The following is a 16,305-nucleotide window of genomic DNA, read 5'->3' on the forward strand; positions in this document are numbered from 1 at the left end:
CCGGCGGCCCGCCCAGCGTGGTTCCTTGACCACCTGCGTCCCGCACAGGACAATGACCTAAACGCCGTGGTCGTCCGCGGCCGCACCGGTGGCACCGTTGCCGTCCCTCCAGGTGACAGCGTCACCGTTCCTCCGCGTGGCACGTGTGCCACTCCTCGAAGTGGCAGCGCCGCCACGGATCGGACACGACGATGGACAACCTGGCCGTAGCCGCACTCCTTGCCCTCACCCCGATCCTGCTCGCAGGGGTCCTCCTCATCGGCTTCCGCTGGCCGGCGAAGTACGCGATGCCGATCGGCCTCGTCGCCGCCGCGCTCATCGCGAACTTCGCATGGCAGATCGAGTGGGTGACGATCGCCGCCTCCGTCGTCCAGGGCCTCCTCGTGGCCATCGGCCTGCTGTGGATCGTCTTCGGGGCGCTGCTCCTCCTCGCGACGATCACCCGGTCGGGGGCGATCGAGACGATCCGCGCGGGCTTCGTCTCGATCTCGCCTGACCGGCGCGTGCAGGTCATCATCGTCGCGTGGCTCTTCGGCTCGTTCATCGAGGGCGCCGCCGGCTTCGGCACCCCTGCCGCCGTCGTCGCCCCGCTCATGCTCGCCCTCGGATTCCCGGCGATCGCCGCCGTCCTCGCCGGCCTCATCATCCAGTCGACGCCGGTGAGCTTCGGGGCGGTGGGCACGCCGATGATCGTCGGCATCGGCACGGGCCTGGCCCAGGAGGACGGGAGCATGTCGCCCGACGTCGCCGCCCGCGCCGCCCAGCTCGGGCTCGACCAGTCCGGCTTCATCGCCCACACGGCTGTGCAGGTCGCCCTCATCCACGCCGTCTGCGGCATCCTCATCCCGCTCCTCCTCGCCTGCCTGATGACGGGGTTCTTCGGTGAGCGCCGCCGCTTCGCCGACGGGCTCGCCGTCGCCCCGTTCGCGATCTACTCCGCGCTCGCGATGATCGTGCCCTACCTCCTCGTCGCCATGTTCCTTGGTCCCGAGTTCCCGTCGCTCCTCGGCGGCCTCATCGGTCTCGCGATCGTCGTGACGACCTCGCGGATGGGCTTCCTCATGCCGAAGAAGATCTGGGACTTCGCGCCCCGCAGCCAATGGCCGGCGTTCTGGATGGGCACCGTCGACCCCGCCGACGAGGCCGCGCACCTGACGAAGAAGATGTCCTTGGCCAGGGCGTGGGCGCCCTACCTCATCGTCGTCGCCCTCCTCCTCTTCACCCGCAACGTGCCGCCGGTCAAGGAGTTCCTCAACGGTCCGGCCGTCATCAAGGTCGAGGGCATCTTCGGCACCCCGATCAGCCAGAACATGGATCTCCTCTGGTCGCCGGGAGCGATCTTCGTCCTCGCGTGCGGACTGACCTACCTCATCCACCGGATGACGCGCGAGCAGATCGGGTCGTCGTGGTCGATCGCCGGCGCGCAGATCGCCGGCGCCGCCGTCGCGCTCCTGTGCTCCCTGCCGCTCGTGCGGGTGTTCATCAACTCCGGCCCGGACTACAACAACGCCGGGTTGGAATCGATGCCGGTCACCCTCGCCGAGGCGGCCGCCTCCACCGTCGGCGACGCCTGGCCGCTGCTCGCCCCCTTCATCGGGGCGCTCGGAGCGTTCGTCGCCGGATCGAACACCGTCTCGAACATCATGTTCTCCCAGTTCCAGTTCTCCACCGGCGTCGCGATCGGCGCAGCCTCTCCCGAGACCGTCGTCGCCGCGCAAGCGGTGGGCGGGGCGGCCGGGAACATGGTCGCCGTCCACAACGTCGTGGCCGCCTCGGCGACGGTGGGCCTCATCGGACGCGAGGGCGAGCTCATCCGGCGCACCTCGATCCCCATGCTCGTCTATGCGCTCACCGCCGGAGCGCTCGCATTCATCGGCATCAACGGCCTCGGCGCGAACGCGGGCACGGTCGTGCTCTGTGCGATCATCGTCGGTCTCGCCGTGCTCGTCATCCTCGCCCGCCGGTCGTCCGGGAAGCCCCTCGTCCCCGCAGCGTGAGGAGCCGGCGCGCCGTGAGGGGCGGGCGGGCCGTAGCCCGGCTGCAGCACCGACTTCAGGTCGTTCTGGACAGAGAAAACGCGCCGGAATCTGTCCAGAACGACCTCGACTCGCCCCCCGACCGACCCGCAACCGCCCCAGCAGGGCGCCGCACGCCCGGCAGCAACCGCCCAGCGCGGCGCCGCACGCCCGTCCGCCCCGTGCTGCGACGCCCCGATACGGCAAATACGCGGTGAACCGGACACTTACGCGCCGAACCGACGCCTCCAGCGCCCCGCGGCGCCGTTTCCCGGACGCAGAGTGTCGATGATCGAGTCCGAAATCGACACTTTGCGTCCGCAAGTCCCTGCGGCCCGGGTGCCGCCGGGACGGCCACCGACTTCAGGACATTCTGGACAGAGAAAACGCGCCGGAATCTGTCCAGAACGACCTGAACTCGGCCGCGAGCAGCCTGCACCCAACCCAGCGCGGCGCCACGTGCTAAACCGCCCCGTGCACCGACGCACTGGCGCGGCAACTACGCGGTGAACCGACAACTACCCGCCGAACCGACGCCGCGATACAGCGAGAGCGCCCCGCGCACCGACGCACTGGCGCGGCAACTACGCGGTGAGCCCACGCCTCAACACGCCAAGAGCGCGGTGAACCGGATCCGGCGCGGTGCAGAGCACCTCGCTGATCTCGGCTCACCGCGCTCTCACGGTGGACTCAGGGCACAGAGCCTCAGACGATGACGACCATCGGGACGATCATCGGCTTGCGGCGCAGCTTCGAGGACACCCAGCGGCCGACGGTGCGGCGGACGACCTGCTGCAGCTGGTACTGGTCGGTCGTGCCGGACTCGAGCGCCTCTTCGATCGCCTTCGTCACCTTCGGGATGATCGAGTCGAAGACGTCGTCGGACTCGGCGACGCCGCGGGCGTGGATCTCCGGGCCGGCGATGACGGTCTTCGTCTGGCTGTCGACGGCGAGGAAGATCGTCACGAAGCCCTCACCGGCGAGGACGAGACGGTCCTTGAGGTCCGCCTCGGTGATCTCACCGACGGAGGAGCCGTCGACGAAGACGTAGTTGCAGTCCACGGCCCCGACCACCTCGGCGTGGCCGTCCTTGAGGTCGACGACCCAGCCGTCGTCGGCGAGGACGATGTTGTCCGGGTCGACTCCGGTCGCCTCGGCGTGGCGGGCATTGGCGAGCAGGTGCCGCCATTCGCCGTGCACGGGCATGACTCCGCGGGGCTGGACGATGTTGTAGCAGTAGAGGAGCTCGCCGCCGGACGCGTGACCGGAGACGTGGACCTTCGCATCGGCCTTCGAGATCACCTTCGCGCCGAGCTTCATCAGGCCGTTGATGACCTTGAACACGGAGTTCTCGTTGCCGGGGATGAGCGAGGACGCGAGGATGACGGTGTCGCCGTCGCCGACCTCGATGCGGTGGTTGCGGTTGGCCATCCGCGACAGCGCGGCCATCGGCTCGCCCTGGGACCCGGTGCACATGAGAACGACCTGGTCGTCGGGCAGGTCGTCGACGTCCTTGATGTCGATGAGGACGCCCTGGGGCACGTGGAGGTAGCCGAGGTCCGCGGCGATCTTCATGTTGCGCACCATCGACCGGCCGACGAGGGCGACCTTGCGACCGTGCGCGCTCGCGGCGTCGAGGACCTGCTGGACGCGGTGGACGTGGGAGGAGAACGACGCGACGATGATGCGGCGCTCGGCGTGGCCGAAGAGGTTCTCGAGGACGGGACCGATGTCCTTCTCGAGCGCCGTGAAGCCGGGCACCTCGGCGTTCGTCGAGTCCGTCATGAAGAGGTCCACACCCTCCTCGCCGAGGCGGGCGAAGGCACGGAGGTCCGTGATCCGACCGTCGAGCGGGAGCTGGTCCATCTTGAAGTCGCCGGTGTGGAGGATGTTGCCCGCGCCGGTGCGGATGAAGACGGCGAGCGCGTCGGGGATCGAATGGTTGACGGCGACGAACTCGAGGTCGAAGGGACCGAGCTGGTCCGTGTCACCGGCCTTGACGACGCGGGTGACCGCCTTGATGCGGTGCTCCTTGAGCTTCGCCTCGATGAGGGCGATCGTCAGCTTCGATCCGAGGATCGGGATGTCGGGCTTGCGTTTGAGGAGGTAGGGCACGGCGCCGATGTGGTCTTCGTGGCCGTGAGTGAGGACGAGGCCGACGATGTCGTCGAGGCGGTCGTCGAGGTAGGAGAAATCGGGGAGGATGAGGTCGACACCGGGCTGCTCCTCCTCGGGGAAGAGGACGCCGGCGTCGACGATGAGGATCTTGCCGTGGTACTCGAACACGGTCATGTTGCGCCCGACCTCGCCGAGACCGCCGAGGGCGACGATCCGGACGGCTTCCGGATCCATCTTCGGCGGGCTGCTGAGCTCTTGGGTCAATGCATTATTCACTGAGGTAACCACTCCTGGTCAGTTGGGCGGTGACGAACGCCGTCTGCTCCTCATCTGCTGGGAGCAGCGGCATCCGGGTACCGCGGTTGTCAAGTATTCCTTGGGCCTGCAGTGCGGCCTTCGCCGAGAGGACTCCCGGCATGTGGTTCATGAGGGCATCGACGATGCCGGCCGACTCGGTGCTGAGTCGGCGTGCGGTGTCGAGGTCGTTCGCGGCGACCGCGGCGACCATCGGAGCGAAGCGGTCGGTGCACACGTGCCCGGCGACGGAGACGAGCCCGACCGCGCCGATCGCGAGCAGCGGCAGGTTGAGCGCGTCCTCGCCCGAGTAGTAGGCCAGCGGCGAGGCGGCCATCACCTGGGAGGAGGCGAAGAGGTCGCCCTTGGCGTCCTTGACCGCGAGGATGTTCGGATGCTCGCCGAGGCTGATGAGCGTGTCCGTGTCGATCGGGACTCCCGAGCGGCCCGGGATGTCGTAGAGCATGACGGGCAGGTCGGTGGAGTCCGCGGCCTCCCGCATGTGGGCGGCGATCGCCGCCTGCGTCGGCTTCGAGTAGTAGGGGGTGACGACGAGGAGGCCGTCGGCCCCGGCTTCGGCCGATCGCCTGCTCAAGTCAACAGTGTGGGCGGTGACATTGTTCCCGGTGCCGGCGATGAGCTTCGCGCGGGTGCCCACGGCGCCGCGGACGACGCGAAGGAGCTCGATCTTCTCCTCGTCGGTCGTCGTCGGGGACTCCCCCGTCGTGCCGGAGACGACGAGCATGTCGTTGCCGAGGCTCACGAGGTGATCGGCGACCTTCTCCACGCCGGCCCAGTCGATGCTTCCGTCGTCCTTGAACGGAGTCACCATTGCCGTGCCGACGGTACCGAACGCATCGATTGCGGCGCCCGCCGCACTGTCCCCGAGAATCGCCATGCCACAAGGATACCGCTGAGCACCCTCTCCTCGCGGCACCGGCTCGGGGTGCGCCGCGGCCCGGGCTGGTGAGCTGAGATGCAGATCACATAGGCTGTGCACACGCCCCGTGCGACACCCACCGAAGGAGAGTTCGATGAGCCGCACCCGCATCCGCGACTTCCACGACGACGACCTCGACGGGATCGTCCGTCTCTGGGAGTCCGCGCAGTCCTCGACGTCCGCACCCGTCTACTCCCTGCCCGAGGTCATCGCCTCGTGCCAGAACGACCATGCCGTCGTCGCCGTCCAAGGTGAGGAGATCGTCGGGGCCGCGGTCGGCCGGGCCGCGCATGCGCAGGGGTGGATCGTCTTCTTCCATGTCCTCGCCGAGGTGGAGCAGACCGATGCCGCCGAGGCGGGTCTCCTCGATGCTCTCGAGCGCCATTTCATGCCGCTGGGTCTCGGCAAGCTCTCGATCCTCGTGCCCGAGGAGTCCCCGGCGTTCGCCGGCCTGGAGTCCAACGGCTTCCAGGTGCGCTCGCAGCTGCGGTATCTCGAACGGCAGATGCCCGTGCAGCGGCGCGAGCTCGATCTGCTCCGCAGCGTCGGCGGCCGGATCCTGCCCCGGCACCTGTGGGACGCGGTGAGCGGGATGCAGCAGGAGAAGGACATGCTCGAGGACCGCCTCGTCGTGCCCCTGGCCGAACCGGACCTCGCGGATCATTTCGGTGTCGTCCCGCCGCGTGCGGTCATGCTCTTCGGTCCCCCCGGCACCGGCAAGACGACGTTCGCGAAGGCCGTGGCCTCCCGCCTCGACTGGCCGTTCGTCGAGCTCTTCCCCTCCCGGCTGTCCGGGGAGCCCGGCGGCGTGGCCGCGGGACTGCGGTCCTCGTTCGAGCAGATCGGCGAGCTCGAGCATGCCGTCGTCTTCATCGACGAGGTCGAGGAGATCGCGTCGAAGCGCGGCGGGGAACCGCCGTCGCCGACGCAGGGCGTGACGAACGAGCTGCTCAAGCAGGTTGCGGAGTTCCGGGATCGGGAGGGGCGGCTGCTCATCTGTGCGACGAACTTCGTCCGCGCCCTCGATGCCGCGTTCCTCCGGCACGGCCGCTTCGACTACGTCATCCCGATCGGCCTGCCCGACGAGACGGCGCGCCATGCGATCTGGAGCCGGTACATTCCCGATCATGTCATCGCCGACATCGATGTCGATGCCCTCGTCGATGCGAGCTCCGGGCTCACCCCGGCCGACATCGAGTATGCGGCCAGGCGCGCCTCCCAGGAGGCGCTGGCGGCGTCGCTCGGCAAGGACCAGGTGCCCATCGATGCGCGCTCGGACGTGCTGACGACGGAGAACTACCTCGAGGCGCTCCGCGCGACCCGGGCCACGGTGTCCGAGGAGACGGTCCGCGAGTTCCGCGACGACGTCCAGACCATCGCGAGGCTGTGACGACGGAGGTCCCCGCGGTCAGGGACGCCGGGCCTCCGCAGTCGAGTCGACCCTCAGCAGGGCGGCGGCCGTCGCTTCGAGGGTCACGCTGATCTGGTCGGGGGTGAGGCCCTCCCGGCCGGCGGCGATCGCGAGGTCGAAACCGTCGATCTGGGCGATGAGCGTGTCGACGATGAGGCTGGTGTCGGCCTGGGGTGTCAGGCTTCCCTCGGCGATGCCGAGGTCGATGAGGGAACGGAAGTGCGCCCGCCAGCGGGCGAACACCTCGGCGACGGACTGCTGGAGGATCCGGTTCCGGCGGGCGGCCGCAACGAGTTCGACCCACACGATCGCCCGGTGCTCATACGACTCGACGGTCGGGACCGCGGCGAACGTCGCCCGCAGGCGATCCCACGCGCTCCCGTCGACGCGGGCGAGGCGCTCGATCGCGTCGATGACCGAGCGGCTGTGCGACGACAGCGCCTCGAGAAGGAGATCGTCGCGGTTCGCGAAGTAGTACTGGACCGTGCCGACGGACACTCCGACCGCTGCGGCGACGTCCTTGAGCCGGACGGCGTCGGGTCCGCGCCGGACGATCTCGGCGATCGTCGCCTCGAGGATCGCCGTCCGTCTCGCGGCGACCGCTGTCGGATCGAGCTGGGGGCGCGGGCTCATGCGCTCGCCGCCGCAGTCTGCGCGAGGTTCTTCGCGGCGACGAGTCCCTCATAGACGGCCTCCTCGACCGTCCGCGGCGCCCGGGCGTCCCCGATGACCTCGACGCTCGCCGGTCCGAAGTCGAGGTCGGGCACCGTCGCCCGGGGAGCTGCGGACACGATCGTCGCCGCGACCCCGTCGACTTCGTGGACGATCTCGCACAGCGTCGACTGGAGGTATCCGGTGTCCTCATCGACGCCGACGAGCCGCGCGTCGCCCAGGAACTCCACTCCGACGCGCAGCGCCTGGGAGACGAGCAGGGTGCGGGTGTACTGCTGGATCGCGGCGCCGGCGAAGTTCGCGGCCGTGGCCAGTGTGACGGGATGACCGGACTCCGCGAGACTGAGTGCAACCCCGAGCCCGATCCAGTCGCCCTTCCAGTCCGCGACGAGGATGCGCCCGGCCGGCAGCCGCGGCTGCTCACTGAGGTACTCGCGGGCCCCGATGACGAGGGCGTCATCGGCGATCTCGAGGGCGGGCATCCGCTCGACCGCCCCGGTGGCGACGATGACATGGTCGGGTGCCACCTCGGCGAGGATCTCCTGGGTCACCGGCGTCGAGGTGCGCAGTTCGGCCCCCGGCCCGGGCCGCCTCGGCGGACAGATTCGTCGCCGCCCCGCCGAACTCCGCACGATAGGGCAGGGTCTGGGCGAGCAGCACCGCCCCGCCGAGGTGGGGCTCGGCTTCGCAGAGGACGACGTCATCGCCCTGTTCGGCGGCGACCGCTGCGGCCTTGAGTCCGCCCGGTCCCCCGCCGATGACGAGGACGCGGCGCGGCCGCCGGACGTGCGGGCGGGGCAGGAAGGTGAGTTCGCGGCCGGTTTCGGGGTGTTGGATGCACGAGATCGGCACGCCCATCTGGAAATGGCCGATGCACGCCTGGTTGCAGCCGATGCATGCGCGGATCTCGTCGACGGCGTCGCGGGCGGACTTCTCGGCGAGGTCGGGGTCGCAGATCATCGCCCGGGTCATGATCGCCATGTCGGTGCGGCCCTCGGCGATCGCGGCTTCGGCCTCATGGGGCTGGTTGATGCGGCCGGCGACCATGACGGGCAGGTCGGTGACCTTCTTCACCTGCGCCGAGAGGGACGTCGCGTATCCGGGTTCGATCTGCATCGACGGCACGATGTGGACGGCGCCCTGGAGGGTCGAGGAGTCGCCGGCGGTGACGGAGAAGTAGTCGAGGGCGCCCTGCTCGTCGAGGTGGCCGATGAGGTCGAGGATCTCTCCGGCGACGAGGCCGTCCTCGGTCTTCTCCTCCCCCGAGATGCGCAGGCCCACGACGATGTCGGGTCCGACGGCGGCGCGCACGCCATCGACGACCTCGGTGAGGAAGCGGCGGCGGTTCTCGGGGCTGCCGCCGTAGTCGTCGGTGCGGGTGTTGATCCGCGGGTTGACGAACTGGATGGGCAGGTAGCCGTGGCTCGCGACGATCTCGACGCCGTCGATGCCGCTGGTCGCGATCCGCGCCGCCGAGCTCGCGTATCCGGCGATGATGTCTCTCACCTGCGCGGTGCTCAGGGCTTCGGGCACGACCTTGAAGCGCTCCTGCGGTGCGTCGCTCGGTGCGACGGCCCGCGGGGCCATGCCGCCCTGACCGTCCATGACTTCGCGGCCAGGGTGGAAGAGCTGGGCGAAGATCGTTCCGCCGTGCCGGTGGACCGCCTCGGCGACGGCACGATAGCCGGGGATCGCGGAGTCGTCGGTGGCCATGAGGACGTGGTTGGTGTACCGCGCGGTCTCGTGGATGCCGGAGACCTGGAGGACGATGAGCCCGCAGCCGCCGCGGGCCCTTGCCTCGTGGTAGGCGACGAGGTCGGGGCCGATCTGCCCGTGGTCGTCGAGGACCGTGTCATGGCCGGATGAGACGATGCGGTTTCGGATGGTCCGTGACCCGAGGGTGATGGGCTCGAAGAGATGGGGAAAGAGGTGAGACATGATCGTCCTTGATCGATGCGCGAGGTGAAGCCGACCAGTAATTCATATCACGGTATGGATAACTGGGGAAGGGGCACTCGCGGCTGCCTCAGAACTGGTTGGTTCAGAGCTGGCTGCCGGGCACGGCGAAGGCGTCGCAGCTGCCGAGGCCCTTGTTGTAGCCGTCGGTGAACCACCGCTGGCGCTGTTCGCTCGTCCCGTGGGTGAAGCTCTCGGGGTTGACCATGCCCGACTGCCCCTGGATGTAGTCGTCGCCGACGACGAAGGCGGCGTTGAGGGCGTCGTCGATCTGCGTCTGCGTCGGCGGCTCGAGGTACGGGGTGCCGTTGTCGTCGGTGAGCGTCGTGACGTCGCCGAGCCAAGCACCGGCATAGCAGTCGGCCTGGAGTTCGGTGCGGACACCGTTGCTCTCGGGTCCGGTGCCGTTGTTGGGGTACCGGTCCATCGTCCCGGTGATGTTCTGGATGTGGTGACCCCACTCGTGGCCGACGATGTAGAGCTGGGCGAGTTCGTCGGCGGAGGCGCCGAAGCGATCCCGCATCACGCCGAAGAAGGTCGGGTCGATGTAGACGCCCTGCTCGGGCGGGCAGTAGAAGGGACCGACGGCGTTCGAGGCGGTGCCGCACTGCGTCGACGTCTGCCCGTCGACGATCGTCATCTGCGGCGGCGTGTATCCCTCGACCTGCTGCGACCAGTAGTCGTCGAGGACGACCTGGGCTCCGGCCATCCGGCAGTCGGTCGACTTGTTGGCATCGGCGCCGGTGTCGCATTGGGCCATCGCGGCTTCGTTGGAGATGTTCCCTCCGCCGCCGCTCTCGAGCGCGGGATGTCGATGAACCCGCTGAGGTCCACGCCGAGGAGAGGCCCGACGAGGAAGACGAGGAGGCCGATGACTCCGACACCGCCGCCGGCGATCGCCGTGTTGCGTCCGCGACGACTCGTCCGGTTCGAGCTGATGTCAGCATTCGGATTGAAGGTCATGGCATTAACATACCGTTCACACCCGGCCCAGGGGGCTCACATGTGAGAATCGTTCCATGAGCACTCAACCGGCGACCGCCTCGGCGCGGTTCGTCAGCAGACTGAGTCCGCCCGGCCGCCTCGTCGGTCTCGACGCCGCCCGCGGACTGGCGCTGCTGACATGATGGTCACCCACATCTTCCCCCTCACCGATGAGATGGGCGACCCGACGTGGGCGGCGATCTTCTCCGGTCGCGCCTCGGCGCTCTTCGCGGTGCTCGCCGGCTGCTCGCTCGTCCTCTCGACCCGCGGCACCCTTGAGGCCACCGGTCGTCTCCGCGATGTGGCGCCCGGGGTCCTCGTGCGGGCGGCGTCGATCATCGTCGTCGGGCTCTTCCTCGGAGCGATCACGACGAACCTCGCGGTCATCCTCGTCAACTACGGTGTCATGTTCGCCATCGCGCTGCTCTTCCTGCGCCTGCGGCCGTGGGCGCTCTTCACGCTCGCGGGGCTGTGGATGGCCCTCAGCCCGCTCGTGTCGATGTGGGTGCGCAGCACGTACGGTCTCGAGACCTCGTACTCGGCGATGTCGTGGTTCGATCTCGGGGCGCTCGGCCCGATGTTCACCGACCTCGTCTTCACCGGCTACTATCCGATCCTCCAGTGGATGGCCTACATCCTCCTCGGCATGGCGGTCGCGAAGATCGACATCGGCCGGCACCTCACCGCCCTCTTCCTCGCCGGAGTCGCCCTCTTCGCCATCGGCCGCGGCGGCTCGTGGTTCCTCCTCGACGTCGCCGGCGGCCGCGCCGAGCTCGAAGCCCTCGCCGCCACCTCAGGGGCCGACCTCAACGCCGCGCTCTTCATCAACAGCTACGGGGTGACACCACCGGATTCGTGGTGGTGGCTGGCGATCGCGGGACCGCATTCGGCGACCCCGTTCGATCTCATCTCCACCGCCGGCACCTCGCTCGCCGCGATCGCCGTGCTCCAGGCCGCCGCGATCCTGCTCGGCCGGCGGTCGTGGCTGCTCGCCCCGCTGAGCGCTCCGGGATCGATGCCGCTGACCGTCTACGCCGCCCACGTCGTCCTCGTCGAGATCACGCACCCCTTCTACCAGCCGGCGCCGATGATCGAGCAGGCCGACCCGGCGAAGATCACGACCGAGTACGCGATCCACGCCCTGACCTTCATCATCCTCGCGATCGTCTGGAAGGTCTTAGTCAGTCCGCGCGGTCCGCTCGAAGGCGTCATCGCCTCCCTCGTCAAAGCGGTGAGTCCGGTACGCGCGGGCAATGGTCAGGGCGCCGAGGCGGCACCGGGCACCGCGGCCGCGGCTCCTCCGGCGCACCGGGCGGATCCTCCGGCGAACCCGGGTCCCCCGGCGAACCCCGACCCCCCGGCGCATCCCGATCCGCCGGCGCATCCGGGTCCCCCGGACCGGCGATAGGCAGCGCCCCCGAGCCGGCGGCAGAACCGCCCGGAGGCAGAGCGCCTACGCCTGCCCGGCTCTCTCCATCGAGATCGCCTTGCGCATCGTCGCGCGGGCACGGCGCCGGTCGCCGCTCGCGTCATAGGCGCACGAGAGACGGAACCACGAGCGCCAGTCATCCGGTGCGGCGTCGGCTTCGGACTGGTACTGGGCGAACGCCTCGTCGGCGGCCTCCCGCACGATCCGGCCGCCGGGCGTGCGCGGCAGATCGTCGACGGCAGTCCCCCCTCGGATTCGAGGATCTTCGCGAGCCGCTCCATCCGCGAACCGAAGAGGAGCTCCATGATGAGCGCCCACGCGCCGACGATCGGCAGCACGAGCAGGGCGATGCCCATGAGCTTGGGGATGAGCTCGGGTTCGCGCAGGAGGATCCACGCCCGCTGTCCCATGAGGACGAAGTAGAACGCGAGCACGACGGAGACGATGATCGCCCCGATCTTCGCTTTCGACATCAGAGGTCGAGGATGCTCTCGAGGCCGTGCAGGAGCCCGGTCCGATCGCCGATCGCACGGACGGCGGTGATGATGCCGGGCATGAACGCCGAGGTGGAGAACGAATCGGTCCGAATCGTCAGGGCCTCGCCGGCGGCACCGAAGTGGATCTCCTCCGAGGCGGTCATGCCGAGCTGGCGGATCGCGTGGACGTGGATGCCGTCGATGACCGCACCGCGGGCGCCGTCGGGGTCGGTCTCGGTGGCGTCGGGAACGGCAGGCAGGCCGGCGTCGCGGCGGGCAGCGGCGATGCGCTGCGCGGTGTGCACGGCGGTGCCCGAGGGGGCGTCGAGCTTGCGGGGATGGTGGATCTCGACGACCTCGGCGGAGTCGAAGTAGGGGGCGGCCACCTCGGCGAAGCGCATGGCGAGCACCGCCCCGATCGAGAAATTGGGGGCGATGAGGACGGCCGTGTCCGGGTGGTCGGCGAGGAGGGCGGTGAGCCGCTCGAGCCGGTCGGCATCCCACCCGGTCGTGCCGACGACGGTGTCGATGTCGTGTTCGACGAGGAACCGGACGTTGTCCTCGGTGGCCTTGGGCACCGTGAGTTGACGGCGACGTCGACGTCGAGGTCGGTGAGCGTCTCCAGCGGATCCGAGCTGCCGAGCGCGGCGACGAGGTCGAGGCCCTCGGCCTCCTCGACGGCCTGGACGGCCTGGGCTCCCATCCGTCCCTGTGCTCCGATGACGGCTACCCTCATGTGCGCTCGCTTCCTCCGACGGTGATCTGCGGGCAGTTTCGCCCGCAGGCCAGTCTAGCGAGTCCGCTGCCGTCGGTCGTTCAGGTCGTCACCGCACCGAGGCGGTCCGTCACTCGCCGCCGGCGATGGGCAGCCGTCCGCCCGGCGCCCGCGGGTCCCCGCTCAGCCGCGCAGCCACCTCGGTGTCGTAGCGGACGCCGCCGTAGTCGAGGCGCTGCCGTTCACGTCCCTCGACGAGGAACCCGGCGGCCGCGGCGACGACTCCGGAGGCCGGGTTGTTCACGCGGTACCCGAGTTCGAGGCGATAGACGCCGAGGTCGTCGTGGAGGACGTCGACGAGTGTGCGCAGCGCGGAGGAGGCGAGGCCCTGCCCCCGCGCCTCCGGGCGCAGCCAGTAGGAGATCCACGCCGTCGAGTGGCGTCGTTCGACCCCTGTCGCCATGACATTGCCGAGGATCCTCGTGCCGTCGACGATGACGAAGGCGCGCGCTGTGCCGTCGGCCTCGGCGGTGAGGATCGACTCGATCCATGTGCTCGCCCCTGCCGCGGTGTGCTCCTCGGGGATGTTGCGCTGCAGCTCGGGGTCGGACTCGGCGTAGATCTCAGCGAGCGCCTCGGCGTCGGACGGCGACCATGATCGCAGGTGAGCAGTCATGGGCTCACCCTACCGGTCGCCCGCGGATCCCCTCTCAGCCGCTCAGCCGCCCAACGAGCGGCGGCCCGGACTCCGTGATGAAGTCCGGGCCGCCTGATGAGCGCGAGCGTCAACGCTGAGACCCGCGTCGGCCTCACGCGCTCAGCTCAGGAGAGCGTCTCAGCCGAGGAGCAGTCCCTTGGTCTGGTTGACCGCGCGGTCGAAGCGAGCGCCGGCGTCCTCCCAGTTGACGATGTTCCACCAGGCCTTGACGTAGTCGGGCTTGACGTTCTGGTAGTCGAGGTAGAACGCGTGCTCCCACATGTCGAGCTGGAGGATCGGGGTGCCGCCCCGCTGGATGTCCGACTGCTGGTCGTGGAGCTGTTCGACGAAGAGGTTGCCGCCGAGCTGGTCGTAGACGAGAACGGCCCAACCGGAGCCCTGGATCGTCGTCGCTGCAGTCGTGAAGACCTCACGAAACTTGTCGAAGGAGCCGAACTGGTCGTCGATCGCAGCCGCGAGCTCGCCGACCGGCTTGTCGCCGCCGTCCGGGGACATGTTCTGCCAGAAGATCGAGTGGTTGACGTGACCGCCGAGGTTGAACGAGAGGTCACGGATGAGCTTGGGCAGGTTCGCGAGGTTGCCGCTCTCGCGGGCTTCGGCGATCTGCTCGACCGCGGTGTTCGCGCCCTTGACGTAGGTCGCGTGGTGCTTGTCGTGATGCAGCTCCATGATGCGAGCCGAGATGTGCGGCTCGAGAGCGGAGTAGTCGTAGGGCAGCTCCGGAAGTGTGTACTGCTCAGCCATGAGATTCCTCCTGAAGAGAATTGATGCCCGCCTTGGCCGGCGGCTTCATTTTCGACCCTATATCAGGGCCTCATCTCGAACAACACAAGGTTAGGTCAGGCTATTCCGGGACTCGCCGAGGTTTCTCGAACCGCTCGCCGACCAGGCAGGGCGCCTGGTCGGCGACGGTCTCACTGCCGTTCTCCCGGGGCGGAACCCTCACGGGAGGCTGCGCGAGATGAGCAGGCGCATGATGTCGCTCGTGCCCTCCTCGATCTCCTCGAGCTTGACGTCGCGCATCCACTGCTCGACGGGATGCTCCCGCGAGTAGCCCCAGCCGCCGAGGGTCTGCACGGCCGCCCACGTCGAGAACATCGCCGTCTCCGAGGCGCCCAGCTTCGCCATCGCCGCTGCGGCGGTCACCCGCTCCCGCGGCACCGCGTCACCGGCGTCGATCATCCGGGCGGCGTTGAGCACCTGCAGCCACGCGGCGTCGATGCGCGAGGACATGTCGGCGAGCCGGAACGCGACCGCCTGATGGTCGATGATCTTCGTCCCGAACTGCTCGCGCTCGCGCGCATAGTCCCGGGCGTACTCGTAGGCGGCCCGGGCAGTGCCGAGGGCGGCGGCGCCGAGGACGACGCGGGAGATGTCGAAGGTGCGCATGAGCCCGTAGAACCCCTGGCCCTCCGCGCCGAGGCGGTTGTCCTCGGGCACGAATGCGTCGGAGAGAAAGATCTCCCGGCACACGATCGCCCGCTGCCCCATCTTCTTCATCGGCGCCCCGAACTCCATGCCCGGGGTGTCCTTCTCAAGGAGGAACGCGCTGACCCCGCGGGCCCGCTGCGCAGGGTCGGTCTCGCGAAGACGACGTAGAAGTCGGCGAGTCCGGCGTTGGAGATCCACGCCTTCTGCCCGTTGAGAAGGTATCCGCCGTCGGTCCGATCGGCGCGGGTGATGATCGACGCGGAGTCCGATCCGGAGCCGGGTTCGGTCGTCGCGAGCGCCGTGAACTTCGGGCTCTCCCCGGTCAGGGGCCGCAGCCACGCCTCCTTCTGCGCGTCGGTGCCGAGCGCGAGCACGGGGTCGGCGAAGAAGCCGTTCGAGCACACGAAGTTCCCGATCCCCGGATCCCCGAAGCACAGCTGCTCCTGGACGAGGCACTGTGTGAACACGTCGGTGAACCCGCCCCCGCCGTACTCCTCGGGGATCATGAAATCGGTGATCCCGAGCTTCGCCGCCGCGGCGAAGAGGTCGACCGGCGATTCGGTGTCGGCCTCGTCGACGGTGCGGCCCGCCGGTCGGATCTGCTCGACGGCGAAGGTCCGGCACAGGTCGATGACGGCGGACTGCTCGTCGCTGAGCGGCCACGGGGTGTAGGTCATAGCTCTCCTTCGTCCCTCACCGGCGGCAAGGGTGGATGTCGGGTCGGGTGGGTCCTCAGCGGCCGAGCATGTCCTCGGACGCCCGGGAGTCCTCCCACAGGTGGATGAGGGTGGGACCGGTCCGCTCCATCGCCGAGGTGAGGGCGGCCGTGAGTGCCTCTGCGCCGTCGACGTGGACTCCGTGGGCCCCCAGCGCCGAGGCGAGGGCCGGGAAGTCCGGTCCGCGCAGGGCGACGCCGGTGGGCACGTCGCCGCGGTCGGCCATCTCGTTGCGGATCTCCCCGTATCCGCCGTTGTCGACGATGATGAGCGCGAGGCTGACCTCGTCCTGGACGGCGGCGGCGAGTTCGGGGAGAGCAGACGACGGGCGAGCACGGAGGAGATACCGGAGATGATGAGGGTAGCGAGCAGGGCGACGACGACGTAGAGCTGCATGACCTGGGTGAGGTCGGCCCGGCTGTCCGATGCG

At 69.1% G+C, this 16,305-nt stretch carries 13 protein-coding genes and 3 pseudogenes; 3 read left to right on the top strand and 13 right to left on the bottom strand.

From position 1 onward, the window contains the following. Positions 1–191: 191 nt before the first annotated feature. Entirely contained in the window at positions 192–1,997 is a 1,806-nt protein-coding gene (locus AC2W7K_RS09685; protein WP_344251731.1) for an L-lactate permease, read from the top strand. A 723-nt stretch (positions 1,998–2,720) separates the two neighbouring features. Here AC2W7K_RS09685 and AC2W7K_RS09690 read toward each other — a convergent pair. Together AC2W7K_RS09690 and dapA are read right to left on the bottom strand one after the other, a co-directional pair. Then, complete coding sequence (locus AC2W7K_RS09690; RefSeq protein ID WP_137826361.1) at positions 2,721–4,367, bottom strand: ribonuclease J; 1,647 nt, start codon at positions 4,365–4,367, stop codon at positions 2,721–2,723. Between the two features lie 34 nt (positions 4,368–4,401). Further along, on the bottom strand, positions 4,402–5,325 hold the full coding sequence (dapA, locus tag AC2W7K_RS09695) for a 4-hydroxy-tetrahydrodipicolinate synthase (protein WP_198499109.1): 924 nt from the start codon (positions 5,323–5,325) through the stop codon (positions 4,402–4,404). Between the two features lie 136 nt (positions 5,326–5,461). On the opposite strand from dapA, the gene AC2W7K_RS09700 reads away from it, so the two are divergent. Then, on the top strand, positions 5,462–6,757 hold the full coding sequence (locus tag AC2W7K_RS09700; RefSeq protein ID WP_198499110.1) for an ATP-binding protein: 1,296 nt from the start codon (positions 5,462–5,464) through the stop codon (positions 6,755–6,757). An 18-nt stretch (positions 6,758–6,775) separates the two neighbouring features. Here AC2W7K_RS09700 and AC2W7K_RS09705 read toward each other — a convergent pair whose 3' ends face one another. The 4 genes and pseudogenes from AC2W7K_RS09705 to ypfJ form a co-directional block, all read right to left on the bottom strand. After that, positions 6,776–7,411 carry a TetR/AcrR family transcriptional regulator gene (locus AC2W7K_RS09705; protein ID WP_344258287.1) on the bottom strand — a complete coding sequence of 212 codons (636 nt, stop codon included), beginning with the start codon at positions 7,409–7,411 and terminating at the stop codon, positions 6,776–6,778. Next, entirely contained in the window at positions 7,408–8,001 is a 594-nt protein-coding gene (locus AC2W7K_RS09710) for a hypothetical protein (RefSeq protein ID WP_486006082.1), read from the bottom strand. Before AC2W7K_RS09710 ends, AC2W7K_RS09705 begins: the two co-directional genes overlap by 4 nt. Then, a complete protein-coding gene (locus AC2W7K_RS09715; protein WP_486006083.1) occupies positions 7,907–9,388 on the bottom strand; it encodes an oxidoreductase in 1,482 nt (493 codons plus the stop codon). Before AC2W7K_RS09715 ends, AC2W7K_RS09710 begins: the two co-directional genes overlap by 95 nt. Before the next feature lie 103 nt (positions 9,389–9,491). Beyond that, positions 9,492–10,369: pseudogene (ypfJ, locus tag AC2W7K_RS09720) on the bottom strand (KPN_02809 family neutral zinc metallopeptidase). Positions 10,370–10,529: 160 nt separating this feature from the next. Between ypfJ and AC2W7K_RS09725 the strand changes: the two are divergent. Continuing rightward, positions 10,530–11,798 (top strand): heparan-alpha-glucosaminide N-acetyltransferase domain-containing protein, encoded by a 1,269-nt coding sequence (locus AC2W7K_RS09725; RefSeq protein WP_486006084.1) that lies wholly within the window; start codon positions 10,530–10,532, stop codon positions 11,796–11,798. 45 nt (positions 11,799–11,843) lie between these two features. Here the strand turns inward: AC2W7K_RS09725 and AC2W7K_RS09730 are convergent. The 7 genes and pseudogenes from AC2W7K_RS09730 to AC2W7K_RS09760 all read right to left on the bottom strand — a co-directional run. Then, positions 11,844–12,292 (bottom strand): annotated as a pseudogene (locus tag AC2W7K_RS09730) (tetratricopeptide repeat protein). After that, positions 12,292–13,031, bottom strand: a pseudogene (gene dapB / locus AC2W7K_RS09735) (4-hydroxy-tetrahydrodipicolinate reductase). Before dapB ends, AC2W7K_RS09730 begins: the two co-directional pseudogenes overlap by 1 nt. A gap of 109 nt (positions 13,032–13,140) precedes the next feature. Then, on the bottom strand, positions 13,141–13,686 hold the full coding sequence (locus AC2W7K_RS09740) for a GNAT family N-acetyltransferase (RefSeq protein WP_344251725.1): 546 nt from the start codon (positions 13,684–13,686) through the stop codon (positions 13,141–13,143). 159 nt (positions 13,687–13,845) lie between these two features. Beyond that, positions 13,846–14,472: a superoxide dismutase gene (locus tag AC2W7K_RS09745; RefSeq protein ID WP_486006085.1), complete on the bottom strand. Its 627-nt coding sequence runs from the start codon at positions 14,470–14,472 to the stop codon at positions 13,846–13,848. Between the two features lie 198 nt (positions 14,473–14,670). Beyond that, positions 14,671–15,246 (bottom strand): acyl-CoA dehydrogenase family protein, encoded by a 576-nt coding sequence (locus AC2W7K_RS09750; protein ID WP_486006086.1) that lies wholly within the window; start codon positions 15,244–15,246, stop codon positions 14,671–14,673. Continuing rightward, a complete protein-coding gene (locus AC2W7K_RS09755; RefSeq protein WP_486006087.1) occupies positions 15,225–15,836 on the bottom strand; it encodes an acyl-CoA dehydrogenase family protein in 612 nt (203 codons plus the stop codon). The genes AC2W7K_RS09750 and AC2W7K_RS09755 overlap by 22 nt, the downstream gene beginning before the upstream one ends. 55 nt (positions 15,837–15,891) lie before the next feature. Next, a partial coding sequence (locus AC2W7K_RS09760; RefSeq protein WP_486006088.1) for a thiamine pyrophosphate-dependent enzyme occupies positions 15,892–16,305 on the bottom strand: 414 nt, incomplete at its 5' end.

The sequence above is a fragment of the Brevibacterium sp. LAARM2_SD2 genome (assembly GCF_057364785.1).